The 25,242-nt window shown below is 76.5% G+C and carries 30 protein-coding genes; 18 read left to right on the forward strand and 12 right to left on the reverse strand.

Annotated features, from left to right (window positions below):
* The first annotated feature begins 51 nt into the window (after positions 1-51).
* The gene (gene zwf / locus WCD74_RS14290) at positions 52-1,548 is read left to right on the forward strand and encodes a glucose-6-phosphate dehydrogenase (RefSeq protein ID WP_337695520.1); all 1,497 of its coding nucleotides are present in this window, start codon (positions 52-54) and stop codon (positions 1,546-1,548) included.
* An 8-nt stretch (positions 1,549-1,556) separates the two neighbouring features.
* On the opposite strand, the gene WCD74_RS14295 is transcribed toward zwf, so the two are convergent.
* The 3 genes from WCD74_RS14295 to WCD74_RS14305 all read right to left on the reverse strand — a co-directional run bounded on the left by WCD74_RS14295 (position 1,557) and on the right by WCD74_RS14305 (position 2,470).
* Positions 1,557-1,724: a hypothetical protein gene (locus WCD74_RS14295; protein ID WP_337695521.1), complete on the reverse strand. Its 168-nt coding sequence runs from the start codon at positions 1,722-1,724 to the stop codon at positions 1,557-1,559.
* Positions 1,725-1,770: 46 nt separating this feature from the next.
* Entirely contained in the window at positions 1,771-2,082 is a 312-nt protein-coding gene (locus tag WCD74_RS14300) for a hypothetical protein (protein ID WP_337695522.1), read from the reverse strand.
* Between the two features lie 184 nt (positions 2,083-2,266).
* Positions 2,267-2,470 (reverse strand): hypothetical protein, encoded by a 204-nt coding sequence (locus tag WCD74_RS14305; RefSeq protein WP_337695523.1) that lies wholly within the window; start codon positions 2,468-2,470, stop codon positions 2,267-2,269.
* Positions 2,471-2,757: 287 nt separating this feature from the next.
* Between WCD74_RS14305 and WCD74_RS14310 the strand changes: the two genes are divergently transcribed.
* On the forward strand, positions 2,758-3,300 hold the full coding sequence (locus tag WCD74_RS14310; protein ID WP_337695524.1) for a hypothetical protein: 543 nt from the start codon (positions 2,758-2,760) through the stop codon (positions 3,298-3,300).
* A 14-nt stretch (positions 3,301-3,314) separates the two neighbouring features.
* Here the strand turns inward: WCD74_RS14310 and WCD74_RS14315 are convergent, their stop codons facing one another.
* From WCD74_RS14315 to WCD74_RS14325, 3 genes are all read right to left on the reverse strand, one after another.
* Positions 3,315-5,150, reverse strand: a complete 1,836-nt coding sequence (locus WCD74_RS14315) for a hypothetical protein (protein ID WP_337695525.1) — start codon at positions 5,148-5,150, stop codon at positions 3,315-3,317.
* 188 nt (positions 5,151-5,338) lie between these two features.
* On the reverse strand, positions 5,339-5,494 hold the full coding sequence (locus WCD74_RS14320; protein WP_337695526.1) for a hypothetical protein: 156 nt from the start codon (positions 5,492-5,494) through the stop codon (positions 5,339-5,341).
* A 65-nt stretch (positions 5,495-5,559) separates the two neighbouring features.
* Positions 5,560-5,838 carry a hypothetical protein gene (locus tag WCD74_RS14325; RefSeq protein WP_337695527.1) on the reverse strand — a complete coding sequence of 93 codons (279 nt, stop codon included), beginning with the start codon at positions 5,836-5,838 and terminating at the stop codon, positions 5,560-5,562.
* A 297-nt stretch (positions 5,839-6,135) separates the two neighbouring features.
* Between WCD74_RS14325 and WCD74_RS14330 the strand changes: the two genes are divergently transcribed.
* The gene (locus tag WCD74_RS14330; protein ID WP_337695723.1) at positions 6,136-7,143 is read left to right on the forward strand and encodes a potassium channel family protein; all 1,008 of its coding nucleotides are present in this window, start codon (positions 6,136-6,138) and stop codon (positions 7,141-7,143) included.
* Here the strand turns inward: WCD74_RS14330 and WCD74_RS14335 are convergent.
* Positions 7,112-7,447 (reverse strand): hypothetical protein, encoded by a 336-nt coding sequence (locus tag WCD74_RS14335; RefSeq protein ID WP_337695528.1) that lies wholly within the window; start codon positions 7,445-7,447, stop codon positions 7,112-7,114. The genes WCD74_RS14330 and WCD74_RS14335 overlap by 32 nt on opposite strands.
* A 130-nt stretch (positions 7,448-7,577) precedes the next feature.
* Positions 7,578-7,739 carry a hypothetical protein gene (locus WCD74_RS14340; protein WP_337695529.1) on the reverse strand — a complete coding sequence of 54 codons (162 nt, stop codon included), beginning with the start codon at positions 7,737-7,739 and terminating at the stop codon, positions 7,578-7,580.
* A gap of 223 nt (positions 7,740-7,962) precedes the next feature.
* Between WCD74_RS14340 and WCD74_RS14345 the strand changes: the two genes are divergently transcribed.
* The 6 genes from WCD74_RS14345 (at position 7,963) to WCD74_RS14370 (ending at position 13,469) form a co-directional block, all read left to right on the forward strand.
* On the forward strand, positions 7,963-9,024 hold the full coding sequence (locus WCD74_RS14345; RefSeq protein ID WP_337695530.1) for an LCP family protein: 1,062 nt from the start codon (positions 7,963-7,965) through the stop codon (positions 9,022-9,024).
* A gap of 5 nt (positions 9,025-9,029) precedes the next feature.
* Positions 9,030-10,532, forward strand: a complete 1,503-nt coding sequence (gene mftG, locus WCD74_RS14350; protein WP_337695531.1) for a mycofactocin dehydrogenase MftG — start codon at positions 9,030-9,032, stop codon at positions 10,530-10,532.
* Between the two features lie 156 nt (positions 10,533-10,688).
* Positions 10,689-10,904: a hypothetical protein gene (locus WCD74_RS14355; RefSeq protein ID WP_337695532.1), complete on the forward strand. Its 216-nt coding sequence runs from the start codon at positions 10,689-10,691 to the stop codon at positions 10,902-10,904.
* A 43-nt stretch (positions 10,905-10,947) separates the two neighbouring features.
* Entirely contained in the window at positions 10,948-12,228 is a 1,281-nt protein-coding gene (locus WCD74_RS14360; protein ID WP_337695533.1) for a PQQ-binding-like beta-propeller repeat protein, read from the forward strand.
* Positions 12,229-12,236: 8 nt separating this feature from the next.
* Positions 12,237-12,659, forward strand: a complete 423-nt coding sequence (locus tag WCD74_RS14365; protein ID WP_337695534.1) for an SRPBCC family protein — start codon at positions 12,237-12,239, stop codon at positions 12,657-12,659.
* A 69-nt stretch (positions 12,660-12,728) separates the two neighbouring features.
* Positions 12,729-13,469 carry a hypothetical protein gene (locus tag WCD74_RS14370; RefSeq protein WP_337695535.1) on the forward strand — a complete coding sequence of 247 codons (741 nt, stop codon included), beginning with the start codon at positions 12,729-12,731 and terminating at the stop codon, positions 13,467-13,469.
* 12 nt (positions 13,470-13,481) lie between these two features.
* On the opposite strand, the gene WCD74_RS14375 is transcribed toward WCD74_RS14370, so the two are convergent.
* Complete coding sequence (locus tag WCD74_RS14375) at positions 13,482-13,940, reverse strand: universal stress protein (RefSeq protein ID WP_337695536.1); 459 nt, start codon at positions 13,938-13,940, stop codon at positions 13,482-13,484.
* A 182-nt stretch (positions 13,941-14,122) separates the two neighbouring features.
* Between WCD74_RS14375 and atpF the strand changes: the two genes are divergently transcribed.
* The 7 genes from atpF to WCD74_RS14410 all read left to right on the forward strand — a co-directional run bounded on the left by atpF (position 14,123) and on the right by WCD74_RS14410 (position 19,922).
* Positions 14,123-14,629: a F0F1 ATP synthase subunit B gene (gene atpF / locus WCD74_RS14380; protein ID WP_337695537.1), complete on the forward strand. Its 507-nt coding sequence runs from the start codon at positions 14,123-14,125 to the stop codon at positions 14,627-14,629.
* A 182-nt stretch (positions 14,630-14,811) separates the two neighbouring features.
* Entirely contained in the window at positions 14,812-15,414 is a 603-nt protein-coding gene (locus WCD74_RS14385; protein ID WP_337695538.1) for a hypothetical protein, read from the forward strand.
* Positions 15,415-15,556: 142 nt separating this feature from the next.
* The gene (locus WCD74_RS14390; RefSeq protein WP_337695539.1) at positions 15,557-16,102 is read left to right on the forward strand and encodes a hypothetical protein; all 546 of its coding nucleotides are present in this window, start codon (positions 15,557-15,559) and stop codon (positions 16,100-16,102) included.
* A gap of 86 nt (positions 16,103-16,188) precedes the next feature.
* Entirely contained in the window at positions 16,189-17,022 is an 834-nt protein-coding gene (locus WCD74_RS14395; RefSeq protein ID WP_337695540.1) for an arsenate reductase/protein-tyrosine-phosphatase family protein, read from the forward strand.
* Between the two features lie 144 nt (positions 17,023-17,166).
* The gene (locus WCD74_RS14400) at positions 17,167-17,619 is read left to right on the forward strand and encodes a hypothetical protein (RefSeq protein WP_337695541.1); all 453 of its coding nucleotides are present in this window, start codon (positions 17,167-17,169) and stop codon (positions 17,617-17,619) included.
* Positions 17,620-18,328: 709 nt separating this feature from the next.
* The gene (locus WCD74_RS14405; protein WP_337695542.1) at positions 18,329-19,096 is read left to right on the forward strand and encodes an RDD family protein; all 768 of its coding nucleotides are present in this window, start codon (positions 18,329-18,331) and stop codon (positions 19,094-19,096) included.
* Between the two features lie 211 nt (positions 19,097-19,307).
* The gene (locus tag WCD74_RS14410; RefSeq protein WP_337695543.1) at positions 19,308-19,922 is read left to right on the forward strand and encodes a hypothetical protein; all 615 of its coding nucleotides are present in this window, start codon (positions 19,308-19,310) and stop codon (positions 19,920-19,922) included.
* Between the two features lie 12 nt (positions 19,923-19,934).
* Here WCD74_RS14410 and WCD74_RS14415 read toward each other — a convergent pair whose 3' ends face one another.
* The 3 genes from WCD74_RS14415 to WCD74_RS14425 form a co-directional block, all read right to left on the reverse strand.
* The gene (locus WCD74_RS14415) at positions 19,935-21,002 is read right to left on the reverse strand and encodes an endonuclease/exonuclease/phosphatase family protein (RefSeq protein ID WP_337695544.1); all 1,068 of its coding nucleotides are present in this window, start codon (positions 21,000-21,002) and stop codon (positions 19,935-19,937) included.
* Positions 21,003-21,166: 164 nt separating this feature from the next.
* Positions 21,167-22,351, reverse strand: a complete 1,185-nt coding sequence (locus tag WCD74_RS14420) for a PQQ-dependent sugar dehydrogenase (protein WP_373696084.1) — start codon at positions 22,349-22,351, stop codon at positions 21,167-21,169.
* A gap of 73 nt (positions 22,352-22,424) precedes the next feature.
* The gene (locus tag WCD74_RS14425) at positions 22,425-22,787 is read right to left on the reverse strand and encodes a hypothetical protein (RefSeq protein ID WP_337695546.1); all 363 of its coding nucleotides are present in this window, start codon (positions 22,785-22,787) and stop codon (positions 22,425-22,427) included.
* Between the two features lie 118 nt (positions 22,788-22,905).
* Between WCD74_RS14425 and WCD74_RS14430 the strand changes: the two genes are divergently transcribed.
* Positions 22,906-24,609: a sensor histidine kinase gene (locus tag WCD74_RS14430; protein WP_337695547.1), complete on the forward strand. Its 1,704-nt coding sequence runs from the start codon at positions 22,906-22,908 to the stop codon at positions 24,607-24,609.
* The gene (locus WCD74_RS14435) at positions 24,597-25,235 is read left to right on the forward strand and encodes a response regulator (protein WP_337695548.1); all 639 of its coding nucleotides are present in this window, start codon (positions 24,597-24,599) and stop codon (positions 25,233-25,235) included. The genes WCD74_RS14430 and WCD74_RS14435 overlap by 13 nt, the downstream gene beginning before the upstream one ends.
* The last annotated feature ends 7 nt before the right edge of the window (positions 25,236-25,242 follow it).

Below are 25,242 nucleotides of genomic sequence, written 5' to 3' on the forward strand. Positions count from 1 at the left end.
TCACCGAACCGGGCTACGGTCCTCCCGGCACTCGACGAGCGGGAGGCTCCGTTGTCCGAACGCAATTCCGACATCGCCTATCCCGGACCGGGCTCGCGGCCGTTCCGCCGCGACCTCGACCCGATTGCGCCGCACGTCATCGTGCTGTTCGGCTGCACCGGGGACCTGGCGAAGCGCAAGCTCCTGCCGGGGCTGGCCTACCTCGCGGAGTCCGAGCTCGCCCCGGACATCCGCGTCGTCGGGACCGCGATGGAGGACCTGTCCACCGAGGACTTCCGCTCCCTGACCCACGACGCGGTCTCGAACTTCGGGATGCACCGGCTCGCCGAGGACGACTGGCAGGACTTCGCCGACAAGCTCACCTACGTCCCGCAGAGCGAGGGCCCCGAGGCGCTCGCCTCCGCGGTGAAGGAGGCCGCGGCGGACCTCGGCGACGGGGTGCGGCTGCTGCACTACCTCTCGGTGCCCCCGAAGGCGGCGACGTCGGTCGTCGCGATGCTGCGCGACGCCGACCTGGTGACCGGTGCGCGGGTGGTCATGGAGAAGCCCTTCGGGTACGACCTGCCGTCCGCGGTGCAGCTCAACGACTTCGTCCACCAGGTCTTCGACGAGTCCCAGGTGTTCCGGATCGACCACTTCCTGGGCAAGGAGGCGGCCCAGAACGTCCTCGCCTTCCGGTTCGCCAACGGCCTGTTCGAGCCGATCTGGAACCGCAACTTCATCGACCACGTGCAGATCGACGTGCCGGAGTCCCTCGGGCTCGACCAGCGGGCGAGCTTCTACGAGGCGACCGGCGCGTACAAGGACATGGTCGTCACGCACCTGATGCAGGTGATGGCGTTCGTCGCGATGGAGCCGCCGACGGCGCTGGAACCGCGGGCCATCAGCGAGGAGAAGAACAAGGTCTTCCGCTCGCTGCTCCCGATCCACCCCACCGACGTCGTCCGCGGCCAGTACGGCGGCTACCGGGAGGAACCGGGGGTCGCGAAGGACTCCGACACCGAGACGTTCATCGCGCTGCGGGTCGGGCTGGACAACTGGCGCTGGGCCGGCGTGCCGTTCTACCTGCGCACCGGCAAGCGCCTGGCCGAGGGCCAGCGCATCGTGTCGATCGCCTTCAAGGAGGCGCCGCGGACGATGTTCCCGCAGGGATCCGGCGTCGGGACCCAGGGGCCGGACCACCTGACGTTCGACCTCGCCGACTCCTCGCGGGTGTCGCTGTCGTTCTACGGCAAGCGCCCGGGCCCGGGCATGCGGCTGCAGAAGCTCTCGATGCAGTTCTCCACGCAGGAGACCGAGGAGGCCGACGACGTCCTGGAGGCCTACGAGCGGCTCATCCTGGACGCAATGCGCGGCGACCACACGCTGTTCACCACCGCCGACGGCATCGAGTCGCTGTGGGACCGCTCCACGCCGCTGCTGAACGACCCGCCACCGGTCAAGCCCTACCCGGCGGGGTCGTGGGGTCCGAACGCGATCCACCAGCTGATCGCGCCGAACGCGTGGCGGCTGCCCTTCGAGCGGGCCTGGCGCGAGAGCCGGGGCTGACCGGCGGCTCAGTCGGTCTGCTCGGCGGCGGCCTCCGCCGTGCCCTGGTCCTCCGGGTCGAGGTCGATGTCGAAGGCCGGCTCGGCGTCGTCGTCGTCCGGCCCGGCGTGCGCCGGTGGGTCGGCGGGGGCGTTCGCCGTGTCCTCGGGGTCGGGCCGGGCGTCGGGATCGATCATGACGGCGGGGTTCCCCCCGACGGCCCGGTCGATGCCCGGACCCGCCTCACAGCACCCCGGCCGCCTCCGGCCGCCGCCGGTGGACGGGGAGCGGCGCGGACGGGGCGCGGCGGGCGCCGGGCAGGGACGGGGCCGCGGGCAGGGGGCGGGTCAGCGGGTCGCGCCGGGCGATCGCGTTGTCGATGACGTGCGGGCGCGGGGCACCGCTGCGCTGGGCGGGCGTGCCGTCCACGGGGGTGCTCGCACCGACCTGCTCCGCGCGGCGGTGGGCGCGGGCCACCCGGGCGAGCTGCAGGCGGGCCTCGCTGCGCTCCCGCTCCAGGTGCGAGCGGTGGTGACGACCAGCGGTGCGGGACATCGCGATCACGTCCTCGACTCGGAACGGGCGCCTCGGTGGGCTTCTCCTGAACACATCGCCCGCGACACGGCCGAGCTGGTTCCGCCGTTCCGGTCACCTGCGGTGCGGCCGACCGCTCACCCGGGGCGACCCGGACGGGGGTCCGGGCGCGAACGGGTGACGGGCCGCGTGACCGCCCCCGGGGTCAGGCGTGCCGGGCCGGCGCGTCGTACCCGCCGTCGCGCCGGTCGTCGAGCCGGGGCAGCGGGATCGGTCCGGTCTCGTCCTTCCACGACGCCAGCGTGCGCTGGTCGGTGGTGCCGTGGACGGCGGCACTGACCAGCGGCGCGGTGAGCCAGGCCGCGACGGACGAGCCCGCGGCGATCAGGGCGTTGCTGGCGAAGGACATCCGGGACTCCTCGAGGGTTCGTCGGCGGGGAGTGCGGCATCAAGATAGGGCTTCTGCAGGCTCGTGTCCTAGGCCGTCCGGGTGAGAGCGCGGGTGGTTGCGGCGAATCGCATCACGATCAGGTCACGGCGGGGCGGTTTCGGCTCCCGTGATGGGTCGTCCGGATACGCCCGAACGGGCGATGAGGGTCGCGGTCTCGTAACGATGACGTCTCGGCCGACGACGATGGCGTCACAGGGCGTGGTGGCATCGGGGCCACCCGCTCCCGCCGGCCGAGGGGGCCAGTCATGGGGATCGTCGGGATCGTCGCCGTCGTCGTCGCGTTGATGGTGGTCGCGCTCGTGTTGCGGGCCGGGCCGGGGGCCGAGCAGGTCGCGCCGCGCCTGTCTCCGGGGTACGCGCCCACGCTGCTCGCCCGCGCCGGGTTCCCGGCCACCGCGCACAACGTCGCGATGCTGCACGACCACCTCGGCGCCGCCTTCCTCGACGCCGCCCGCGCCGCACTGTCCGCCGACGCGTTCGCCGCGCTGCGGAGCCGGTGCGCGGGGTCGCGGGGCGGGGTCCCGGTGGTCGGCGGTTCGTCACGGTCGTGGCCGCAGCGCGTGCTCGACGAGATGGCCGCCGGCGGCATGACCGGCACGGACGTCGCGACCCTGCCCCGGCAGGCGCAGGACGCGCTGCTCGCCACCGCCGGCACGGGCCACGGACTCTTCGGCGGGTCGGTCTTCGCCCCGCTGCCCGCACTGCCCGGTCAGCTCTTCCCGACGGCGGGATCGGTCCCGGCGCCGCGCCCGGCGCCCGCTGCGGCCCCCGTGGTGGCGGCCGGCTGAGCTGCGTCCCGGGTTCAGCCGGGCGGGCTCGGCGCCCGCGGCGGGACCGCCGGGCGGTCGGACGGACCCTCCAGCGGACCGCCCGGGTCGGTCGCGTCGTCACCGCCCCGGGGGAGGGGCGGGCCGGCGGAGCCCGCCCGCTGCTCGGGCAGGGGGTCGGGGACGAAGCCCGCGTCGGCGGTGTCGGTGTCGGTGTCGGTGTCGGTGTCGGTGTCGGCCCTGTCCAGGTCCGCGACCGCCCGTGCCGCTGCGAGCGCGGCCGGTCCGTCGGGCCCGACGAGGTCGACCACCCGCTCGTAGCCCTCGCGGGCGTGCGCGGTCCGCCCGCTGTGCCGATCGAGGTGGGCGAGGTCGAGCGCGGCCTCGGCCTCGCGTCCCGGGTCGCCCGCCGACCGCGCGGCGGCGACGGCGGCCCGCAGGCACCCGCGTTGCGCGTCGAACCGTCCCGCGTCGCGTTCCAGGCCCGCGAGCAGCAGCGCGGCGTCCGAGGCGTCGCGCGGTGGACCGTCGCGGACGACGAGCTCGAGGTGGCGGCGGCGGTCCACCGGGTCGGCGTCCCGGTCGAGGCCCAGCCAGAACGCGGCGCGACCGCGCAGCTCCCGCCAGGACCCGTCGTCGGGGGTGGCGTCCAGGACGGCGCCGAACCACCGGCGGCCCTCCGCGGCTCGGCCGGACTGCAGCGAGGCCACGCCGAGCCGGTAGAGCTCACCCGGCGCGAGCGCCTGCGGGGCGTCCGGGGCCGACGGTGGCCGCAGCAGGGCCGCGGCGAGGTCGTCGAATCCACGGGCGACCGCGAGGACGCCGACGGTGCGCCGCTCCGCCCGGTCGGCGGCGGTCCCGAGGAGGTCGCCCACCACCTCGCGGAGCCGGTCCGGCGGCTCCCAGCCGTCCCGGCCGAGCCGGTCCGCGGTGACCGTCAGCAGGGCGTCGGGCACGTGGTGCACGCCCTCGGGCAGGCGCAGCCGGCGCAGCGGCCGTCCCGGCCCGCCCTTCCCGACGAGCTCCTCCACGGCCCGGGTGAGGTCCTCCACCCCGGGCGTCGGCACGGTGTCGGGCATTGTCCGCGCGTAGGCGAGCGCCAGCCGGGCCAGCAGCGGGGTCGGCAGGGCGTGCGGCACGCCGAGCCGGCTCCAGTCCACGGCGGCCCGCAGGACGGCCGCCCGGGCCGGCGCCGGCACCCGGCGGCTCGGGCGCCCGAAGCGGGGACCGCCCGCGGTCCGGCCCAGCAGCAGGTCGCGGGCGGCCCCGACGTCCACGGAGCCGCCGAGCGTGCGCGCGCCGGCGCGGGCGGCCTCGGCGGGCGTGAGCTCGCCGGCGAGCCGGAGCAGCGCGACGTCCGGTCCCGGGACCGTGCGGGTCACGTCCGGGTGGAGCAGCGCGTCGTCGACGGTGGCGAGGATCCGGACGCCGGCCGGCGGGCGGGCCGTGAGCAGGGCGGCGAGCAGGGCGGGGCCGACGCCGTCGAGCCACACCACCGACCCGTCGTCGGGACGGTCGTCGAGGAGCGCCAGCAGGGCGGGGTCGGCCGGGCCGGAGAGCGGGGCGGAGCCCGCGAGGGCGGCCGGGTCGGGACGGACGACGCGGTGGTCGCCCAGGAGTACCCGGGCGGCGCGGGCGAGCGCGAGGGTCGCCCCGGCCAGACGGGGTGCGGCGACCAGGACCACCGGGGCGTCCCCGCCCACGGCGGCCTCGATGCGGTGGTCGGCGTCGCGCTCGACCGGGACCTCGGGCACCGGCGGGTGCACGCCGAGGGCCGCGAGGTCGACCTCGCACAGGCGCGGGAGGGGCTCGGCGGCACCCTGGTCCGACCGTGTCGCACCGGGCGCGCTCCGGCGGTTCGCCGCGGTCATCGCCTCGACCCCCCGCCCGCTCCGATGTCTCGACACCCACACGGGTCGTCGACGAATCGGTGTTCTACCGGGGGTCGTGGCCGCACGGAAGTCTCGCGGCGGCGTGGCAGCGCGAGTTCCGCCGGACGGTCGACATGGCCAGGGTCACTCACGCCGGCCCGGGTCGGGCGGGGAGGAGTGCGGGCAGGTCAGCGCGGACGGGGTCCGGCGGAGGGGCAGCGTTGCGCCGGCACGAGGGCGGCGGCGAGGTGGCGGACGCGGGCGGCGGCCTCGAGGCGCTGTTCGCCCGCGGAGTCGCGGCCCACCTGCGCGGGCAGCCGGCGAGCGGCGTGGTCACCCATCATGTCCGACACGTCGTCGCGGGCGCCGCGAACGTTTCGTCCTCACCCGTCCGCGCGGCGTGTCGCGCTCAGGCGGCGTCGGCGGGCAGGTGCAGGCGCACGATCCGGACGACCACGTCCTCCAGGCCCTCCGCGGTGAGCGAGGTCCGCAGCGAGTCCGCGGCGATGGCGGCCTCCGGCCCGCCGTACGGGCCGTGCGCGTCGACCTCGGAGGTCTGCGGGTCGACCATCAGCACCACGTAGCCGTCGCACTCGTCGAGGGCCGCGAGGGCCTCGACCCAGTCCGGCCCGCCGTCGACCTCCTCGTCGAGGTCGGTGAGCGGGTGGCTGGCGAACCGGTCTCCCATGACGTCGGGGCTCCTCTCGTTCACGGCCAGTGATCTCCGCGGGCACGCTCCGTGTCCCGGGAGGGTGGTGTCGCCGGCCTTGTCACCAGGAGTGACCCGAATCCGCAGGGTTCCTGACACAGCGAGGCGCGTCTTCACTCGATCGTGGCAACGATCGCCGGTCTGCGGGTCGTCCGGATCACCGCGGATACGCTGCGCGCCGTGTCTGTGACCAGCGGCCCGCACGACCGGGTGGTGCGCCGCGGACCGCTCGCCCGCGAGGCCGCCGAGGCCTCGGGCAGCGGCGTCACGGTCGTCATGCCGGACCGGCGCGTCGGGCCGCTGATCGCCCTGGCCCGGCGGCTGTTCTTCGCGGTCGGGGCCCTGGCGGCGGCCGCGATGATCGTCTACCTGCAGCGCGACGGCTACGTCGACAACAACACCGACGGCCCCATCGGCCTCATCGACGCCTTCTACTACGCGACGGTCTCGCTCTCCACGACCGGCTACGGGGACATCGCCCCGGTCACCGACTCGGCGCGGCTCTGGACGATCCTCGCCATCACGCCCCTGCGTGTGCTGTTCCTCATCGTCCTGGTGGGTACCACGGTCGAACTGCTGACCGAGCGGTCCCGGCAGGCGTTCCGCATCCGTCGTTGGAGGTCCCGCGTGCGCGACCACGTGGTCGTCGTCGGCTTCGGCACCAAGGGGAAGGCCGCGGTCGACACCCTGCTCGGGGACGAGGCGGAGCCCGAGCACATCGTGGTGGTCGACACCGACCGCTCCCGGCTCGACGCCGCCTCCGCGATGGGGCTGGTGACGGTGCGCGGCGACGCCACCCAGTCGTCGGTGCTGCGTACCGCGGGGCTGCCGCACGCCTCGTCGCTGATCGTGGCCACCAACCGCGACGACACGGCCGTGCTGGTCACCCTCACCGCCCGCGAGATCGCGCCGCGGATCACCATCACCGCCGCGGTCCGCGAGACCGAGAACGTGCACCTGCTGCGCCAGTCCGGGGCCGACTCGGTGGTGGTGTCCGCGGAGACCGCCGGCCGCCTGCTGGGCACGGCGACCTCGAGCCCGAACGTGGTCGCGGTCGTCGAGGACCTCCTCACCCCGGACGCCGGGATGAGCCTCTCCGAGCGCGACGTGGAGGCCTCCGAGCTCGGTGGTTCCCCCCGTCACCTGCGCGACATCGTGCTCGGCGTCGTGCGGGACGGCGAGATCCACCAGATCGACTCGCCCGAGGTGGACGCCCTGGAGCGGGGCGACCGGCTGCTGTTCGTCAAGCGCGTCAGCGCGACGAAGCCGTCCAAGGCCCTGTGAGGCGGCACTCCGGGCAGTCGGCCTGATCGGCCCGAAGCCCGGGCACCACCTGCTCGACGGGTGCGCCGCAGCGCGCCCGCAGCCCGGTCGGGTCGCCGGCCTCGCCGAACGGCACGTCGACGACGTGGCGGCGCCCGTCGTCCTTCCCCACCGCCACGAACCGCCCCTCCCGACGGCGAGTGGGGTCCGGGATGTCGTCCGGGAGCTCGTGCGGCGGCGGGTCGCCGGGCAGCGGCGGCCGCGGTCGGCGCTGCGGCATCGGGTCCATGCCCGAGGTGGGGCGGGACGGGTCCGGGATGGTCATGGCGCCCTCCTTCGTCCTCGCCGCCCACTGTCCCCGCGGTGCGGACGGGGCGCCAGGCGTGCGAGCGGCGCCATCCTGACGTCGGGTGTCAGCAACGGACCATCGCTGGCACCACGGGGCGGCGTCGGCCTCAGTCCCGGGAGCGCCGCCGGGGCAGCGGGACGGCCGCCGCCGCCGGCTCCGACCCGCCGTCGGGAACGCGCCGGGTCTGCTCCGGGAGCGAGCGCAGGCCGTCGAGCACCCGCTCGAGCACGGCGGCGTCGGGCGTCTCGGGCAGCTCGGGGGCGCTCATGGGACTCGACGCTAGGAGCCTGCCGGTCGGCGGGCGAGCGCCCGGGCGGGTAGCGGTCGACGCGGAGCGACGAGCGAGCACCACGGAGTGACGTTCACGGAACGTCGGAGTGGTGTTAGGCCGTTCGGGCTACGCGCCGTAACATCGACCGTCGGGCGCACGACAGCGTTCACACGACCCGGTGATGCCGGGCCGCGTCGGGGGATGAGAACAGAGGGATCGCATGAGCGTCGACGCACTGCTCCGTACCGGGGACCCGGAGCCGCCGGAGAACCGCCGTCGGCGCGGCCTGCGGGCGCTGGTCTACGTGCTGGTCGGCGTGCTGATCCTGGTGCTGCTCGCCGCGGCGGGCATCGTGCTCGTCACGAACAAGCTCGGTGACCAGGTCGGCCGCTACCCGTCGGTGTTCGTGGGCCTGGACCAGACCCAGCGCCCGGCGGGCAAGCTCGGCCAGACCTTCCTGCTCGTCGGCACCGACTCCCGCTCGCCCGAGGCGACGACCGGCTCCGACGCCACGGCCCCGGACTTCGTCTTCGGCGCCCAGCGCAGCGACGTCATCATGCTCGCCACCATCGCCGACGACGGGCGGAGCGCGAGCGTCGTCTCGATCCCGCGCGACTCCTGGGTGGACATCCCCGGCCGCGGGATGAACAAGATCAACGCGGCCTACTCGTTCGGCGGCCCGACCCTGCTCATCAACACCGTCGAGCAGCTGACCCGGGTGCGCGTCGACCACTTCGCGGTCATCGACTTCGCGGGCTTCCAGCAGATGACCGACGCCGCCGGCGGCATCGACGTCAACGTCGGGCAGCAGACCGAGCGGGGCGGGGTCGTCGTGCCCGCGGGCCCGCAGCACCTCAACGGCGAGCAGGCCCTGGTCTACGTCCGCGAGCGCAAGAGCCTCGCGCAGGGCGACTTCGACCGCGTGCGCCGGCAGCAGAACGCCCTGCGCGCCCTCGTCTCCCAGTCTCTCTCGGCCGGGACGCTGTCCAGCCCGACCCGGGCGTACGACCTCGTGAACACCGTGACCCAGCACGTCGGCGTCGACGACTCGCTGTCCAACACCGGGCTCGCCGAGCTCGTGTTCAACCTGCGCGACCTGCGGGCGAGCAACATCGAGTTCCTGACGGTGCCGACCACCGGGACCGGCATGGAGGGCGCCGCCTCGGTGGTCTACCTCGACCGGCAGGCCGGCGACGACCTGTGGTTCGCGGTGAACAACGACAAGGTCGGCGAGTGGGCGGCGGCGCGGCCGAGCGAACGGCTCTCCGACACCCCACGATAGGGCCGGTGGGGCGAGCGGAGCGACGGGGGCGAGCCCCGGCCTGGGACGTCGTCGTCGTCGGAGGGGGCTCGGCCGGCTGCGCGCTGGCCGGGCGGCTCTCCGAGGACCCGCGGCGGCGGGTCCTGCTGCTCGAGGCCGGACCCGCCTTCCCGGACGCCGGGTCGTACCCGCCCGAGGTCCTCGACGTCGCCTCCCTGGGCTGTGCCTCCGCCGACCACGCGCTGAACTGGGCGTTCCCCACCGAGCTCGCGACCGGGCACCGCTCGACGACCGCCCGCGGCCGGGTGCTGGGCGGGTCGTCCGCGATCAACGGCGCGAACTTCCTCCGGGCGACCCCGGCCGACGTCGACGCCTGGCCCGGCTGGTCGTACGACGTCGCCCGGTCCGCCTACGTGCGCGCCGAGGACGACCACGACTTCGACGGCCCGGAACACGGGCAGGGCGGCCCGGTCCCGGTCGAGCGGCCGGCCGGGGAGCTGCTGGCCGGCCTGACGCAGCGGGTGATCCGCGGCGCCGCGGGGCTCGGGGTGCCGGTCGAGCGGGACAAGAACGCGGGCGGGCCGCCCGGGGTGGGGCTGGTCCCGGCCAACGCGGTGCGCGGGATCCGCGTGAACGCCGCGATGGCCTACGTCCTGCCGCACCTGGGGCGGGAGAACCTCACGGTGCGCGGCGACAGCCCGGTCGCGCGGGTGTGCCTGGACGGGACCCGGGCGGTCGGCGTCGAGACCTGCGGGGGCGAGCGGATCGAGGCCGACGAGGTCGTCCTCTGCGCCGGGGCGGTCAAGTCGCCGCAGCTCCTGGCGCTGTCCGGGATCGGCCCGGCGGACGAGCTGCGGGCGGCCGGCGTCCGGGTGGTCGTCGACCGGCCCGGCGTCGGGCACGGGTGGAGCGACCACCCCTCGGTGTTCCTCGGCTTCGGCTACGACGAGTCGCTGCACCCGCAGGCGGTCTCGACGCAGGCGGTGGTCCACCTCGACGCCGCGACCCTGGACCCCGCCCTGCCGTCGGACCCGGCCGGCGACCTCGAGGTGCTCCTGTTCTGCCGGCCGTTCGCCCCCGGCGGGCCGCGGCACCTGATGTGCGCGCTGCAGCAGCCCGAGAGCCGCGGCGCCTCGGTCCTGGTCAGCGCGGACCCGACGGAGGGCCCGCGGATCGCCCACCACTACCTCGCCTCGTCCCTGGACCGTGCGCGGATGCGGGCCGTGGTGCGGTTCGCCGGGGACCTGCTGTCCTCGGACGGGATCGCGATCCCGGTGACCGCGGGGATGTCCGACGCGGAGCTGGACGCCTGGGTGGCGGGGTCGCTCACCACCTCCTCGCACCTGTGCGGCAGCGCCGCGCTCGGGGCGGCGGACGACCCGGCGGCCGTGGTCGACCCGGAGTTCCGGGTGCACGGGACCGCGGGCCTGCGGGTGGTGGACACGTCGGTGATCCCGGTCGTGCCGCGCCGCGGACCGGCGGCGACGGCGCTGATGCTCGGGGAGCGCGCGGCCGCACTGATGCGGTGATCGGGGTGGACGGCCGGTGACGTCCGGGTCACGTCACGGTTGCGACACGATGGTGTGGTTCACGGCGCCGATCCGGCGTGCCGGGCGGACACTCTCCGATGGCCGTGCTGCGGGGGGCGGGCCGCGTGGTCCGACGGGTGAGAGGCAGGCCTGGCGATGGGGCTGTGGGGTCGCAAGAGCGAGAAGGTGCTCCGCCTGACGCGCAGGGAGCGCAAGGAGCTCCGGGCGCGCGCCCGGGAGGACGCCGAGATGCTCGCGCGGGTGCAGCGCGCGCAGCGCCGGCTGGCGCAGGCCACCGGGCCGCTGCCGGTCATCGCGCCCCGCGAGTCCGACGAGGCGCCCGCCCGGCGCTCGGCGATCGTCGAGCACTGACCCGCCCCGTCCGGGCGCCGACGGGGGCTGCGACGCTGGGGTCGTGCGCCGGGTCGGGGTCCTGCTCGTCGGACTGACCGTGCTGCTGGCGGCGTGCTCGGGCTCGCAGGCCCCCGCACCGCCCCCGGCCCACGACCCCCCGACCGCCTTCGGCCCGTCCTCGGGCACGCTGCTGCGCGGCACCAGCGGATCGCTCACCGGCTCCTACGGCGCCCGGCCCGAGCTGCCGGTCGCCCTGGACGGCACCACGGTGTGGGTCGCCGACGCCGGCGGCCTGTCCCGGGCGGACTCCACCGGGGCGGCCACCGCCGTCGCGGTCCCGCCCGGGCGGTGGGTGAGCGGGGCGCCGCGTCCGGTGCCGGGGGCGGGCCTGGTCCTGGCGGGCTCGGCGAGCGTGGTCCCCGGGTCCGGGACGACCCCGCCCGGGCTGGCGGTCGAGCTGCTCGCGGTCACCCGCAGCCGGGCCGGCGAGGCGGACCCGGCCGTGGCGTGGACGGCGGCGGCCCCGCTGCCGTGGACGGAGGCCCCGCGGTCGGTGCGCGTCGCGGTGGCCGGGGTCGCGTCGGTCGGCGACGGCCGCCGGGTCGCGGTGCTGACGGCGTCGACGGGCACGCGCCGCAGCACGGTCGCGGTCGACCTCGACGCCCGCCGGGTGCTCTGGGTGGCCGACGGCGTCCTCGCCGGCGCGGTCCTCGACGGCCGCGACCCGGACGGGGTGCCGGTGCCGGGCGCGCTGCTGCCCGGCGAGCCGGTCGTGGTCGGGGCCGCGGTGCCGCCCGGGGGCGGGTCCGGCTACTCCCCGTCGGCGACCGTGGGCCTGGACGTCCTCACCGGCGCGCGCCGCTGGTCCGCCGACGACGGGTCCACGGCGCTGTCGGTGCACCGCGCGGGCCCGGCCACGGTCACGGTGGCGGGCCGCCGCCCGACCTCGGCGAAGGCCTTCCTCACCGTGTACGACGCCGGGGGCGGGACCCGCAACGCGGTCGACCTCGGCACCGCGACCGCCCCGCCCGAGTGCACCTGGGACGAGGCGGCCACCGCGGTGTGCTCGGGCTCCGACCGGGCCTTCGCGCTGGACGCCCCGACCGGCGCGCTGCTGTGGTCGCTGCCCGCCGGCGGGCGCGTCGCTCCGGCCGTGACCACCGCGTGGCACGGCGCGGTGTACGGGACCACCGTCAACGGCCCGGTGGTCGTGGACGCCCGCACCGGACGCGACCGCAACGCGGCGCCGGGGGCGGCGCCCGTCGTCGTGAACGCCTACCTGGGGGTGGGCGCCGGGACGGGCCTGCTCTCCGGCGTGGTGGTGACGCCCGCCACCGGGTAGCCGGGTCGATGGCCGACTACGAGCACACCGCCCACCTCGAGACCGACCCCGACACCGCGTTCGCCTATCTCGCCGACGTCACGCACCTGCCCGAGTACTTCTCCGGCCTCGAATCGGCGCGGTCCACCGGCGGGGAGTCGGTGCACGTGGTCGCCGTGGTCGAGGGAGAGCGCTACGAGGGCGAGGCGTGGATGCACAGCGACCCGGGGTCGCGGGCGCTGCGCTGGGGCGCGGACCGGCCCAGCGGCTACCACGGGGAGCTGTTCGTGCGTTCCGTCGGCGACGCGGCGTCGTCGGTGACGGTCTCCCTGCACACCGAGAAGGCCGACGGTCCGGGCATCGAGGCGGGCCTGGCAGACACGCTGGCGCAGCTGAAGAAGGCCCTGGACGGACGGACCACCGATCCGGCGGAGGGTCGTTCCACCTCCTGACCGATCCACATGAGCAGCGTCACTCTGGCACACTGGGGTGATCCTGCTCACGTCAAGGGTCCGGTGATCATGCGCAATCCCCTCGCCGTCCTCGCACCGCGTCGGTTCGGGTCGGCCCCCACCGGGGTGGACTCCTCCCCGCACGTCCCCGCGCCGCGGCACGTCCCCGCGCCGGACGTGCTGGCCGGTGTCGAGTTCCTCCAGCACAGCTGCACGGGGGAGGGCGAGGACCACGCGCCGGAGGTGTCCGTGCGCGGGATCGACCCGCGCAACGACCGGGGGCCGGCGGCGGCGTCGGTGCACCTCGCGGCGCGGACCGACGGGCCGTGCCCGGACACCGTCGAGGAGCTCCTGGCCACGGTCCGGCCGGGGGACTTCCGGCTGCGTCGTCTCACCTTCGACGTGCGCACCCTCGACGAGGTCCTGGACGCGCGCGGCGGCCGGACGGTGCTCGAGCAGCTCGTGGCGGCCCCGGCGGACCGGGTCACCAACGCCGTCTTCCGGGCCTCCGTCGGCTCCGACCCCACCGGCGACCTGGACTGCGACGTGCGGCTGGTCGGGGAGGGCGACTCGGTCGCCGGACGCTGCCGGGTGGACCTCGGCAGGGCGCGGCTGACCATCACCCCGCTGCTCACGTCCTCGGAGCGGCTCGCGCGGCGGCTGGCCGAGGCGCGGGCACGGCCGCGCGACCGGGCGGTCCGCCGCTGCCTCGAGCACGCCCTGGCCTGCGAGCTGACGGCCCTGGCGCTGCCCGACCTGATCGGGGTGCACCCGGACGCGCCGGCGTGCGCGGTGCCGCTCGCGCGGTGACCGCGCCCCGACTCAGACGGTGTGGACGATGAGGACGTCGGTGCGCGAGCGCCGGGACACGCCCTGCGGCACCGAGCCCAGCAGGCGGCCCGCGAAGCCGGCCAGGCCCTTGTTGCCCACCACGACCAGGTCGGCCTTGTAGAGCTCGGACTTCTCGATGATCGCCTCGGTGGGCTCGCCCTGGACGGCCACCGTGTCGACGTTGCGCGCACCCGCGCGGATCGCGTCGTCGCGCGCGCCGCGCAGCGTCTCCTCGGCCGGGCTCGCACCGATGATCTTGTAGGCCTCGTCGCCGAGCGCCCGCTCGGCCTCGGCCTGGTCGCGGTTCCGGGACGCGTCACGGGTCTCGTAGGCGCAGATGATCATCAGGTGGGCACCGGCGTCGGCGGCCACCTCGGCCGCGCGCACCACGGCCTTCTTCGCCGACGACGAGCCGTCGGTGCCGACGGTCACGACCCTGTAGTCACCCATGTCCGCTCCCGACGCCTCCGGTCCGTACAGCGCGCCCACCCTAGTGACCCACCGGTACGCCGCCGATCGCGACACCCCGGGCTCGCCACCCCGCCGAGGATCCGACAGACTGTCATCACCCGGACGGCGGCGACCGCCGCACGCAGGGGAGAGACGTCCAAGAGGGGCAGGTGCGCGGGCCCATGGTCCTGGCGAGCGGCAGCTACTTCGTGCTGACTGCCATCCCCCACGAGATCGTCGTGGGGCTCGTGGTGTTCGCGGTGCTGTTCTTCGTGCTCAGCAAGGTGCTGCTGCCGAAGCTCGACGCCGTCTACGCCCAGCGGCACGACCGGATCGACGGCACCCTCGAGCGCGCCGAGCAGGCCCGCGCCGAGGCCCGCCGCGCCGACCAGGAGTACCGCACGCGGATCGGTGAGGCCCGCGAGGAGGCCGCTCGCATCCGCGACGCGGCCCGCGAGGAGGGGCGCCGCCACTCCGAGGAGGTCCTCGCCGAGGCCCGCGAGGAGGCCGCGCAGCTCGTGGCCGACGGGCGCGGCGAGCTCGACGAGGAGCGCTCGCGGCTGCGGTCGGACCTGCAGCCGGACATCGCCCGCCTCTCCCGCGACCTCGCCGGGCGCATCCTCGGCCGGCAGGTCGGCGAGGACGAGTACCGCGACACGGTGGACTCCTACCTGGCGCAGCGCGCCTGATCCACGCCCACGACGACGGGGCGTCGTCGGCCACCCGGGTGGCCGACGGCGCCCCGTTTGTCGTCCCGGGGTGTCCGGTCCGTCCGGTTCCGGTCACGGTCCGGTCTCGATCCGACGTCCGATCTCGCGAACCGGTCGAGAACCGGTAACGGAGACCACACTTCGCGGCGATCCCTGGACGAATGGCTCGGGGAGAGGCGGACGCGATGGTGCGGCGGGTGGGCGTGGGCAGGCTCGTGGGCAGGGTCCTGGTGGGGGCGTTCCTGTGCGTGCTGGCGGCGTTCGGGACGGCGGGCGCCGCGGCGGCGCAGTCGGTCCCGGCGCCGCCCGTGCCGTACGGCGGTCAGCTGGGCAACATGGACCCGGGCGACGAGATCAGCTCCGAGCAGGTGCTCGAGGTCGGCATGCTGACCCTCGGGACCATCAACGGGCTCGCGTTCGTGGTCGCGATGGTCGCGAGCCGGCTCCGGGGGCCCACGACGGCGCAGACCCGCCGTGCGCTGGTCAACCGCACCGGGGCCGGTCGGGTGTCCGAGTCCCGCCGGGAGCGCCGCGCCCGGGGCAGGCTCATGCCGATCGGCCGTCCGGCCGCCGTGCAGGTGGTGCCCCAGCCCGAGCGGCCCGCTCCGCACGCGCCCGCCGGCGCCGTGCCCGAGCAGGCGGGACCTGCCGGTCCCGCGGCCCCCGAGGGCCTCGTCCCCGCAGCCCGGGCGGTCACCCCCGCGGGTCCGCGGCCCGCGCCGATGTCCCCGCCCGGAGGCGTGCGCAGCCCGGTCCGGCACTGAGCGGCGCGCCGGACTGCGACGGGTGGAGCATCCCGTTGCTCTGCAGGGCGCCTGACGCCGGGACGTGCCCCGGCTACCCTCGGTAGGATCGCGGGCGGCCCGCCTGGTCGTCCCGCCACCGTCCCCGTTCGAGGAGCGTCGCTTGACCGGCAACCTGGCCACCCGACGACCCGAGACCGACGAGGCGTCGGCCCCGCCGGAGGCGTTCGAGGCCGAGCTCTCCCGCCACGTCGTGGAGGCACGGACCCGCCTGGATCCGCCCGCGGTGTCGGTCCCGGCGCCCCGGAGTGCGGACGGCGTCGCCGTGCCCGCGACGCTGCGCCCCGACCGGGACGCGCCGTCGGCCGAGCTGCTCGCCGAGCTCGACGAGCTGGCGGGGGCCGTGCGCGCGATCGAGGCCGCGGGCGAGGACGACCGCACGCACCAGGTGCTGTGCCGGATCGCCGCGCTGGTCACGACCGGCGTGCCGGACGCGGGCTGGTCGGCCGCCGAGGAGATCGACGTCGAGGTGCTCCGTGCGGCCTCGGACGCCGCCCGCGGCCTGCAGGAGCGCGTCGCGAAGCTGGTGGAACGCCTGGACTCCGAGGACCGTCCCGGGCCCGCCGCCGCCCTCGGCTCCCTGGCGACGACGCTCCAGGTGGTCGTCGTGGTGGCCGACCTCGAGCTGTTCGCCCGCGCCCGCCGCTGACCGCGGCTGACCGCTGCACCACCCCGCGGTGGTGATCTCCGGCGCCCGACTCGCATCCGGGGCACCGTTTTGGGACGATCGCGCCCATGAGTGCTGCCACGGAGGGGTCGCCGGAGGTCTTCCGGCTGCTCTTCGTGTGCACCGGGAACATCTGCCGGTCGCCGTTCGCCCAGTTCCACACCCGGTTCCTGCTCGGCGCCCGGCTCGGGCCGTGGGCCCGGGCGTTCGCGGTGCACAGCGCCGGGACGTCCGCCGTGCGGGGCCACGGCATGCACGACGACTCGCGCGCCCAGCTCACCACCCGGCGGGACCACCCCGACGTGGCCGCCTTCGCGGCCCGTCAGCTGCCTGACCGTGACGTCCTGCTGGCCGACCTGGTGCTGACCATGACGCGCGAGCACCGGTCGACGGTGCTCGGTGACGTGCCGAAGGCACTGCCGACCACGTTCACCCTGCGCGAGTTCGCCCGCCTGCTCCGCGCCGCCGGCCCGGCCGAGCTGGGCGCCCTCCCACGCCACCCGGTCCTGCGGGCGCACGCGCTGGTCGACCTCGCGCGTGGCGCCCGGGGGACGGTCCCGGCCGTGTCCGCCGACGAGGACGCCGTGCCCGACCCGGTGTCCGGCGGGCCGGAGGCGCACGAGGCGGCCGCGCAGGTCATCGACGAGTCCCTCCGGGTGTTCCTCGACCTGCTGGTGCCACCGCCGCCGCCCCGGCCGCCGATGCCGCCCGGCCCCGGTCGACCGGGGCCCGGCGCGATGCCCCCGGGTGCCGGTCCTCCCGCCGGGCGACCGTGGCCCGGGCCCGCAGGGAGTCCCGGACCCGTGTCGCCGCCGGCCCCCACGCAGCGCACCTCCGAGGAGAGCGGCGCCCCGGCGCGTCGCCCGGAGCCGGCGGAGGGCCTGGTCGCCGACCGGTCCTGACCGATCGAGCTGGTCCGAACAGGTGAGCGGCCGGCCCGACGAGCACCGGGTGCAACGTCAGGGGCCCTCGCGGCGATGACCCGGGGGTCGGAGAGCACGGGCGGGACCCGCCGCGGGACTCCGGGCGAGCAGGGAGTGGCGCGCATGGACGGGGGTGCATCCGGGCCGGTGGTGCCGACGTGGCGCTCGTTGCCGGTCCGGGCGCTCGAGGCGCTCGCCGAGGCCCGTGGCGCCGACCAGGGGTGTGCGGCGCCGGGCGGACCGCGGCTCGACGCGCCGCTGGTCGTCGTCCTGGTCCGGGGGGTGGAGGCCCTCGCCGGTGCGCTCGGCCGGGCCGTCCCGCCGTGGTGCGGGTCCGACCGCGACCGGGCGCGGGCGGCGCTGGCTGTGGCCGCGGAGCTGACCGAGGGCCTCGCCGAGGCCGCCCGGCAGGTGGCGTGGACGGCCGGGTCGTCGGGTCAGGAGCAGGCGGCCGAGGTGGCCGACGCCGTCATGACGGCGGCGTGGACGCTCCGGATCCTCGCCGAGTTCGGGCTGCGCGTCGTGCCGGCGCCCGACGGCGGGGAACCGCGGCCTCCTCACGATCCCGCGCCCTGACCAGCAGCGCCCGCCACGTCGCGGCGGCCTCGAGGTCGCCGCGCGTCGCGGGCAGGCCGGACGCGTCCGCGACCGCCTCGACGAACGCCGCCCCGGGCTCCACGGCCCCGGGCGGGCGGACGACGTGGACGCGGAGGCGCTCCCCGCCCACCGTGACGCGGATGCCCCCGCGGCCGCGCCACGGCAGGCCGATCCCCAGCCGGGGTGCGTCGACGTCCTCGTCGAACACCACACCGCGGCTGGACAGGAAGCTCAGCCGCCCGCGCACGAGCCGGAGGATGCCGGGCACGTGGGTGACCTCGCGGACGATCCAGGCCGGCCCGATGCACCCGGGCTCCGCCGGATCCACGGACCTCGCCTCGTCCGAACCGCGCGGGAGCGGCAGGGCCACCGGCACGCGGGAGGCCGGGTGCGAGACGACCGGGTGCGCGCGGGACACGGACGGGTGCACGGGTGTGCCTCCCTCCGCGTCCCGGGTGCCGGGGCGCAGTGTGGCCGCCCGGCCCGAGGGGTGTCCATCCATCGCCCACTCAACGCCCGACCGGGGGGTGGTGTCATGCTCCGGCCGGGGGAGGGCGGTGCGGCAACCGTGTGGACCTCACCGATCACGAGGTGCGTGACCGCGACGCACGGCCGAACGGGTGGCGGGGAGGACACGAATCCGCAGCAACCCTCCCGATGGTCACGCTGTGCTGGCATCATCCCGCCCATGAGTGGACAAGGTGCTCCGTACGGCGCTGGGCCGGCGGAGGGACAGGGCGGCGCCCCGGGCTACGGACCGCCCGGTGGTTACTCGTCGCAGCCGTCGTCGGCGTCCGGCCCCGGCACCGGTGGGCAACCCGCCTACGGTCCGCCGTCGGGCGGCTCCTACGGCCAGCCGGGCTACGGCGCGCCCCAACCGGGCTACGGGGCTCCGCAGCAGGGCTACGGCGCGCCGCAGCAGGGCTACGGCCCGCCCGGGTACGGCCAGCAGCAGCCGCCCGGCTACGGGCAGGGCCCCGGCTACGCGCCCGGCTCCGGGTACGGCGTGCCGGCAGGTGCGCCGGGCTCGGTCGAGGTGGTCGGGCTGCGGGTCGGCCAGTACCTGCTGGACGCGGTCTGCATCGTCGTGCCGCTGCTCGTGGTGGCGTTCATCGGCGGCTTCCTCGGCGCGATGGTCGACGGCGGCTACGGGTTCGTCAGCCTCCTGGTGAACCTCGTGGTCTGGGTGATCGCGATCGGCGGCTCCTTCGGGGTGTACGCGTGGTGGCCCTCCACCCACGGGGGCCAGACGCCGGGCATGGGCTGGCTGGGGCTGCGGATCGTGCGGGAGGCCGACGGCGGCGTGCCGAGCCTGGGCGAGTGCGCCCTGCGCTGGGTGCTGCTGATCGTCGACGGCGCCTTCGCCGGCATCGTCGGGCTCATCATCATGTCGACGTCCCAGCGCAAGCAGCGGCTGGGCGACATGGCGGCCCACACCCTCGTCGTCAAGGCCTGACCCCGGACCCCCGCGGGCGGCGTGTCCACTCCGCCGCCCGCGCGGGCACGCCGGGAGGGGCGCCGGTGGGTGACGCCATCGCCCGATCGGTCCGTTACCGGACGGTCAGGAAACGGACACGCGTCCCGTGACGACGACGGAGACACGAGAGCGCCCCGTGGCACCTCGTGAACAACGGTCGAGGCCGGCGTGCCGCCGGGCGAGGAGAACGATGGACGGCAGCGGAGACGGAACGCAGCGGAGCTCGAGCACTCCGGGAGCGGGCCGCCCCGCACCGGCGGGCGGGTACGCCGCGTGGGTCGCGTGGATCGACGCGTTCCGCCGGGGGGACGACGGCGGGCTCGAGGGCCTGGCGCCGATCGACGGGCGGATGGGCACCTACGTGGAGGCCCGGCTCCTCGAGCGCCTCTCGCTCGCGTTCTCCGAGCGCGTGCGGGCGTGGCAGGGCGCGCTCGGCGAGCGCATCGTCGCGCGGCCCCCGGCCGACGACGCGGCCGTGGCCGCGCTCCTGCGCGAGGCCCTCCCCGCGCTCGGGCCGCTGGTGCGGGTCGCGGACTCGCCGGTGCTGCCGCACGCGGTCGCGGCCGCGATGCACGACCTGGTGGCCCAGACGCGCGCCGGCGCCGAGGACGCGGTCCGCGAGAGCGCGCGGCGGCTGCGGGAACCCGAGCTGCAGCCGCGCCTGCGCCGTTCCCCGCGATCGCGTACCGAGCCCGCTCCGGCGACCCCGCCCGCGGGATCGCGGGTGCCGGCCCCCCGCACGCCCGGGGCGGTGGGTGCGGTCCGGCCCCCGGCCCGCCCGGCCACCCCTCAGCGGGTCCCCTGACCGACCGCCGGCTCAGCCCGGTCCGAGGCGGGCGAGCACCGCGCGGTGGTCGGTGCCCGCGACCCCGACGACCTCGAAGCCGCGGGGCTGCGGGCCGCCCGTGACCAGGACGTGGTCGATCTGCGCGCCCAGGAATCCCGGCGCCCACGAGGGCCAGGTGCCGACCAGGCCGTCCCCGGTCGCGGCGCCCGCATCGGTGCAGTTGGCGGTCGAGGAGCGGAACAGGACGTGGTCGGCCGTGGCGTTCATGTCGCCCGCGATCACGGTGGGCCGGTCCGCGTCGCACCACTGCGCGAGGCGGCCCACGTCGCGGACCCAGCCGTAGGTGTCGCCCGGCCGGGGTGAGCGCGGGTGGTCGGCGACGAAGCGCAGCCCGGAGGCCACGCCTGGGGCGGACCGGGGCAGGTCGACCACGATCGCCGGGTACGTCCCGGCGCGGTCCTGGGTGACGCTCGGCCGCCCGAGCGAGGACCGCACGAACACCGTCATGCCGGACGCGTCGTCGGCGTCGTCGGCGGAGTAGGAGCGGTAGCCCGATCCGCCCTGCCCCTCGTCGAGCCGGGACTCCAGCCGCCGGCGGAGGTCCCCGCGCGCCTCCGGCAGGGAGATCAGGTCGGGGTCGCGGTCGCGGACGAGGTCGGCGAGGGCGTCCGGGTCGGCGTCCCCCTGGTACGTGTTCAGGGCGAGCACCACGATCCCGTCGGAGGTGTCGTCCACCGAGGCGGACCCGACCGCCCGGGGAGCGGTGTCCACGACCCCGGCACCCCCGGCCACGCCCACGGCGAGCGCGACCACCAGGAGCCCGGACGCGGCCCGCCGCCACGCCCCGAGCGCGGCCAGGGCCGCGACGACGAGGGCCACGGCCGCGAGCTGCGGGCGGAAGGCCACGACCTGCACGAACGGCGAGCGCTGGTCGAGGTCGAGCGCCTCCGGGAAGAGCACCACGGCGACGATCCCGGCCAGGACGAGGGCACCGACGATTGCGGCCGCCCCGGGGACGCGCCACCGCGAGGTCCGCCGTCGACGCGGCGCGGCCGGGGGCGGCCCGCTGCGGGGCGGCGCCGACGGCGGAGGCGGCACGTTCCAGCCCGGGGGTCCGCCGTAGCGGGCGGTCGGGGCCGGGCGGGGCCGCGGCGGCGGTCCCGGTGGTGGGCCCGCCGGGCGGGCACGGGGTGGTCCGGGCGGGCCGGGGCGTCCCCGGCCGTCGTCCGGCCCGGGGCCCTGCTCCCACCAGGCGGGTCGGGTCACCCTCGGGTGACGCGCAGGACCACGTCGTCGTTGCCGTTGTCCGTGGTCAGGTACAACGCGCCGTCGGGCCCCGAGCGGACGCCGCGGATGCGGCCGAACTCGCCGTCGAACTCGCGGGGGGTGGAGACGGACACGATGCGCTGCGCGTCGGGCCCGGTGCCGGGACGCATGAACAGCAGCTTCTCGTCCTTCTGCACCCCGACCGCGAACACCCCGTCGAGGTCGCCCCACGCCGGCCCGGAGACGAAGTCGCCGCCGCTGGGCGCGATCGTCGGGTCGCCGGAGCTCCAGGCGGCGGGCACCGCGTCCGGGTAGCGGTCCAGGTCGGTCATGGGCACGGACTCGTCGTACCCGCCCGGCGTCTCGCCACCGCGCGCCGGGTCCCAGCCGTAGTTGCGGCCCGGGATCACCACGTTGACCTCGTCGTCGACGTCCGAGCCGTGCTCGACGGTCCACCCGGTCCCGGTGCCGGGCTGGAAGGCCACCGCCTGGACGTTGCGGTGCCCGTACCCGGAGATCAACCGCTCGGCGGCGCTGCCCGACGAGGCGAACGGGTTGCCCGGGGCGGGTCCGCCGGTCTCCGGGTCGACGCGCAGCACCTTGCCGCCGAGGGCGGTGCGGTCCTGCGGGATCGTCGCGCGCGCGGTGTCGCCGGTGCCGATCCACAGGGCACCGTCGGGCCCGAACGTGGGCCGGCACCCGCTGTGGCGCCCGCTCGGGTTGATCGGCAGGCCCCCCACCAGCGGGTCCTTCGTGCGCGTCGCGCTCGCGCCGTCCGCGGAGAGCTGCCAGGAGACCACCCGGATGTCCACCGGGCGCCCGCCCTCGGCGTGGGTCTGGCAGGTGACGAACCGGCCGGAGCCGTCGGGGAACGCCGCGATGCCCATCAGCCCGCCCTCGCCGCGCGCGTAGACGTCGCCCAGGTCGGCCGTGACCGGCCGCACCTGCCCGTCCGCGACCGTCGAGAGCGTGCCGTCCCGCTGGGTGACCAGCATCCGGTCGCGCGCCCACGCCACGTCCCACGGGTGGTCGAGGCCCTCGGCGACGCGCTCCACCCGCAGGGGGCCCGTCGCAGGGGCAGCGGTCGGTGACGAGGTGCCCGGGACGGACGTGCCCGTCGACGCGCTGGGCGAGACGGGCGCGGAGGAGCACGCGGTGAGGACGGCGGCCGCGAGGGCCATCGTCGTCAGCAGGGGAGCGGCACGCACGCCGACGATGATGCCCCGCCCCGCGTGGGCGTCCGGTATGGGCGTCTCAGCGGGGGGACGAGCGGTAGGCGAACACCGGTGGGAGGCTCGACAGCGTCGCGGCGACCTCCTCGGGCCGGAGGTAGACGCCCGCCGGGAGGGCCACGAGCGCGTCGCGGGTGACGAGGTCGACGCCGCACCCGTCGGCGCGCGAGAGCAGCTGCCAGAGCCGGGCGGGCCACGCGCCGGCGGTCCACAGGTGGCCGAACCACGCGTCGATCTCCCCGGCCCGCCGCCCGGCGGGCCCGACCTGCACCCACCCGGCGTCGGGAACGCCCCGGAGGCTCGCGCGCTCCGGCCGACGGCCCCACGGCGCGGTCTCGGGCGTGAAGAGCAGGCCCCCGCGGGGTCCCGGACGCGAGACGGTCACGGCTGGACGACGCTAGGAGCGTCGCGAGCCCCGGGCCAGGGAGTCCGGTCCCGTCGGGGGAGGGGACCCAGGTCCCGTCGTCGTGGACCCTGACCAGCAGTTCTGCCAGCCTGCTCCGGTGCCGAGACCCGCCACCGGAGCGCCCACCACGGCGTTGTGGCAGCTCGGTGCCTTCGGGGTCGCGTTCGGGCTGGTCGAGGCGGCGCTGCTGTCCGGCGGTTCGTCGATCCCGGTGGCCCACGCCCTGCTCTACACCGCGACCGCCTGGGTGTACCTCTTCGCCGGGATCGTCGCCTGGTCGCGGCGGCCCGGCAGCCGCGTCGGCCCGTTGCTCACCGCGGGCGGCGGCGTCTGGCTGGGGTGCGCCCTGCTCTGGACGACGGTCCCGGTGCTGAGCGGGGTCGGGCTCGTCGTCGCGACGATGCCCGTCGCGATCGTGCTCCACGTGCTGCTGTCGTTCCCGTCGGGTCGGCTCCGCGGACGGACGGACCGCGCCCTCGTCGTCGGTGGCTACCTCACGACGACGGTGCTGCAGGCCCCGCTGTGGTTGTGGTCGGCCGACTCGCCCTTCGCCGTGGCGGACCGGCCGGACCTCCTGCACGCCGGGCGCGTGGTCAACTCCACGTGCGCCTTCGTGGCCATCCTCGGTGCCGCCGCCGTGCTGGTCCGGCGGCTGCGGACGGCGCCGAGGGCCGACCGGTCGCTCCTCGCGCCGCTCTACCTCTACGGCGGCGGTGCCGCGGTGATCGTGGTCGTGGCGGGCAACCTGTACCGGGTCGTGCCCGTCGACGGGCTGGTGGTCGACCTGGTGCAGGTCGCGTTCCTGACCGGCATCCCGATCGCCTTCGCCGCCGGGGTGCTGCGCGGCGGCTTCGCGCGCACGGCGGCCATCGAGGAGCTCGGGGTGTGGCTGGGCGCGGCGGAGCGGGGTCGGGGTGAGGTCGGGCCGGCGCTCGCGCGGACCCTGGGGGATCCGTCGTTGAGCCTGGCGTTCCGCGGGGACGACGGGAGCTGGGTGGACGGGGAGGGCCGGCCCGCGGTGGTCCCGCCGGGGCGCGAGCTCGTCCCCGTCGAGCTCGCGGGGCGGGCGGTCGGCGCGATCATCCACGACCCGTCGTTGCAACCCGGGCCCGAGACGGTGCGGGCCGCGGGCCGCGTCGTCGCGATCGCGGTCGACCGGGAACGGCTGACCGCGCGGCTGCTCGCCGAGCAGGAGCAGCTGCGGGAGTCGCGCACCCGCCTCGTCGAGGCCGGCGACCGGGAGCGGCGCCGCCTGGCCCGCGACCTGCACGACCGGCTGCAGAGCCGGCTCGTCCTGCTCGCCCTGCGCGCCGGGACCTCCCGGCCCGAGGCCGCCGACCTGGAGGCCTTCCGGCGCGACGTCGACGAGGTGGCCGCGGAGGTGCGCCTGATCGTCGCGGGCGTCATGCCCGCCCTGCTGATCGAACGGGGTCTGGCGGCGGCCGTCGAGGACATGCTCGCCCGGACCCCGCTGCGCACCGACCTGGAGGTCGGGGACGACAGCGGCGGGGTCCGCCTGCCGCCGTCGGTGGAGGGCACCGCGTTCCACGTCGTGGCGGAGGCGATCACGAACACCGTCAAGCACGCCGGGGCCACCCGGCTCGAGGTTCGCCTGCACCGGCGTGCGAGCGAGCTGCGCGTCTCGGTGCACGACGACGGGTGCGGCGGTGCGGCGGCCACCGGCGGCACCGGGCTGCGGGGCCTGGCCGACCGGGTCGAGGCCCTCGGGGGCCGGCTCGCCGTCGAGAGCCCGGACGGTGTCGGGACCACGCTGGTGGCGGAGGTCCCGTGCGCGTCGTGATCGGCGAGGACGAGGCCCTGCTGCGGGAGGGCCTGTCGCTGCTGCTGCGCCGGGAGGGGTTCGAGGTGGTGGCGGCGGTGGGCGACGCCCCCACGGTCGTCGACCAGACGCTGCGCCTCGCCCCGGACCTCGTGCTCACCGACATCCGGATGCCCCCCGACGGCGCCGACGACGGGTTGCAGGCCGCGATCCGCATCCGGGCGGCCCGACCCGGCGTCGGGGTCGTGGTGCTCTCCCAGCACGTGCACGGGCAGTACGCGGTCGAGCTGCTCGGTGCCCGGCCCCGCGGGGTGGGCTACCTGCTCAAGCAGCGGGTGGCCGACGTCGGGAACTTCGTGCGGGAGCTGCGGCGGGTGGCGGCGGGGGACGTCGCCCTGGACCCGGAGGTCGTGACGGCGATGCTCGCCCGGCGCGACGACGGGGTGGAGCGGCTGTCGGCCCGCCGTCGCGAGGTGCTGGGGCTCGTCGCCGAGGGGCGCAGCAACGCCGCGATCGCCCGGCGGCTCGGGATCACGGAGAAGGCCGTCGTCGCGCACGTGTCGGGGATCTACGAGGCGCTGGGCCTCTCGGACGACGCCGACGACCACCGGCGGGTGCTGGCGGTCGTCCGGTATCTGACCCGCTGAGGTCCGC

Source organism: Actinomycetospora aurantiaca, from assembly GCF_037401875.1.
GTDB classification, from domain to species: domain Bacteria; phylum Actinomycetota; class Actinomycetes; order Mycobacteriales; family Pseudonocardiaceae; genus Actinomycetospora; species Actinomycetospora aurantiaca.

What these genes read in the sequence shown, in the direction of transcription:
- WCD74_RS14295 (WP_337695521.1), bottom strand. Translation starts at nt 1,724, where the DNA reads ATGATCGATCCCGACGCCCGGCCCGACCCCGAGGACACGGCGAACGCC.
- WCD74_RS14300 (WP_337695522.1), bottom strand. Translation starts at nt 2,082, where the DNA reads ATGTCCCGCACCGCTGGTCGTCACCACCGCTCGCACCTGGAGCGGGAG.
- WCD74_RS14305 (WP_337695523.1), bottom strand. Translation starts at nt 2,470, where the DNA reads ATGTCCTTCGCCAGCAACGCCCTGATCGCCGCGGGCTCGTCCGTCGCG.
- WCD74_RS14310 (WP_337695524.1), top strand. Translation starts at nt 2,758, where the DNA reads ATGGGGATCGTCGGGATCGTCGCCGTCGTCGTCGCGTTGATGGTGGTC.
- WCD74_RS14315 (WP_337695525.1), bottom strand. Translation starts at nt 5,150, where the DNA reads ATGACCGCGGCGAACCGCCGGAGCGCGCCCGGTGCGACACGGTCGGAC.
- WCD74_RS14320 (WP_337695526.1), bottom strand. Translation starts at nt 5,494, where the DNA reads ATGATGGGTGACCACGCCGCTCGCCGGCTGCCCGCGCAGGTGGGCCGC.
- WCD74_RS14325 (WP_337695527.1), bottom strand. Translation starts at nt 5,838, where the DNA reads ATGGGAGACCGGTTCGCCAGCCACCCGCTCACCGACCTCGACGAGGAG.
- WCD74_RS14330 (WP_337695723.1), top strand. Translation starts at nt 6,136, where the DNA reads ATGCCGGACCGGCGCGTCGGGCCGCTGATCGCCCTGGCCCGGCGGCTG.
- WCD74_RS14335 (WP_337695528.1), bottom strand. Translation starts at nt 7,447, where the DNA reads ATGACCATCCCGGACCCGTCCCGCCCCACCTCGGGCATGGACCCGATG.
- WCD74_RS14340 (WP_337695529.1), bottom strand. Translation starts at nt 7,739, where the DNA reads ATGAGCGCCCCCGAGCTGCCCGAGACGCCCGACGCCGCCGTGCTCGAG.
- WCD74_RS14345 (WP_337695530.1), top strand. Translation starts at nt 7,963, where the DNA reads ATGAGCGTCGACGCACTGCTCCGTACCGGGGACCCGGAGCCGCCGGAG.
- WCD74_RS14355 (WP_337695532.1), top strand. Translation starts at nt 10,689, where the DNA reads ATGGGGCTGTGGGGTCGCAAGAGCGAGAAGGTGCTCCGCCTGACGCGC.
- WCD74_RS14365 (WP_337695534.1), top strand. Translation starts at nt 12,237, where the DNA reads ATGGCCGACTACGAGCACACCGCCCACCTCGAGACCGACCCCGACACC.
- WCD74_RS14370 (WP_337695535.1), top strand. Translation starts at nt 12,729, where the DNA reads ATGCGCAATCCCCTCGCCGTCCTCGCACCGCGTCGGTTCGGGTCGGCC.
- WCD74_RS14375 (WP_337695536.1), bottom strand. Translation starts at nt 13,940, where the DNA reads ATGGGTGACTACAGGGTCGTGACCGTCGGCACCGACGGCTCGTCGTCG.
- atpF (WP_337695537.1), top strand. Translation starts at nt 14,123, where the DNA reads ATGGTCCTGGCGAGCGGCAGCTACTTCGTGCTGACTGCCATCCCCCAC.
- WCD74_RS14385 (WP_337695538.1), top strand. Translation starts at nt 14,812, where the DNA reads ATGGCTCGGGGAGAGGCGGACGCGATGGTGCGGCGGGTGGGCGTGGGC.
- WCD74_RS14395 (WP_337695540.1), top strand. Translation starts at nt 16,189, where the DNA reads ATGAGTGCTGCCACGGAGGGGTCGCCGGAGGTCTTCCGGCTGCTCTTC.
- WCD74_RS14400 (WP_337695541.1), top strand. Translation starts at nt 17,167, where the DNA reads ATGGACGGGGGTGCATCCGGGCCGGTGGTGCCGACGTGGCGCTCGTTG.
- WCD74_RS14405 (WP_337695542.1), top strand. Translation starts at nt 18,329, where the DNA reads ATGAGTGGACAAGGTGCTCCGTACGGCGCTGGGCCGGCGGAGGGACAG.
- WCD74_RS14410 (WP_337695543.1), top strand. Translation starts at nt 19,308, where the DNA reads ATGGACGGCAGCGGAGACGGAACGCAGCGGAGCTCGAGCACTCCGGGA.
- WCD74_RS14420 (WP_373696084.1), bottom strand. Translation starts at nt 22,351, where the DNA reads ATGGCCCTCGCGGCCGCCGTCCTCACCGCGTGCTCCTCCGCGCCCGTC.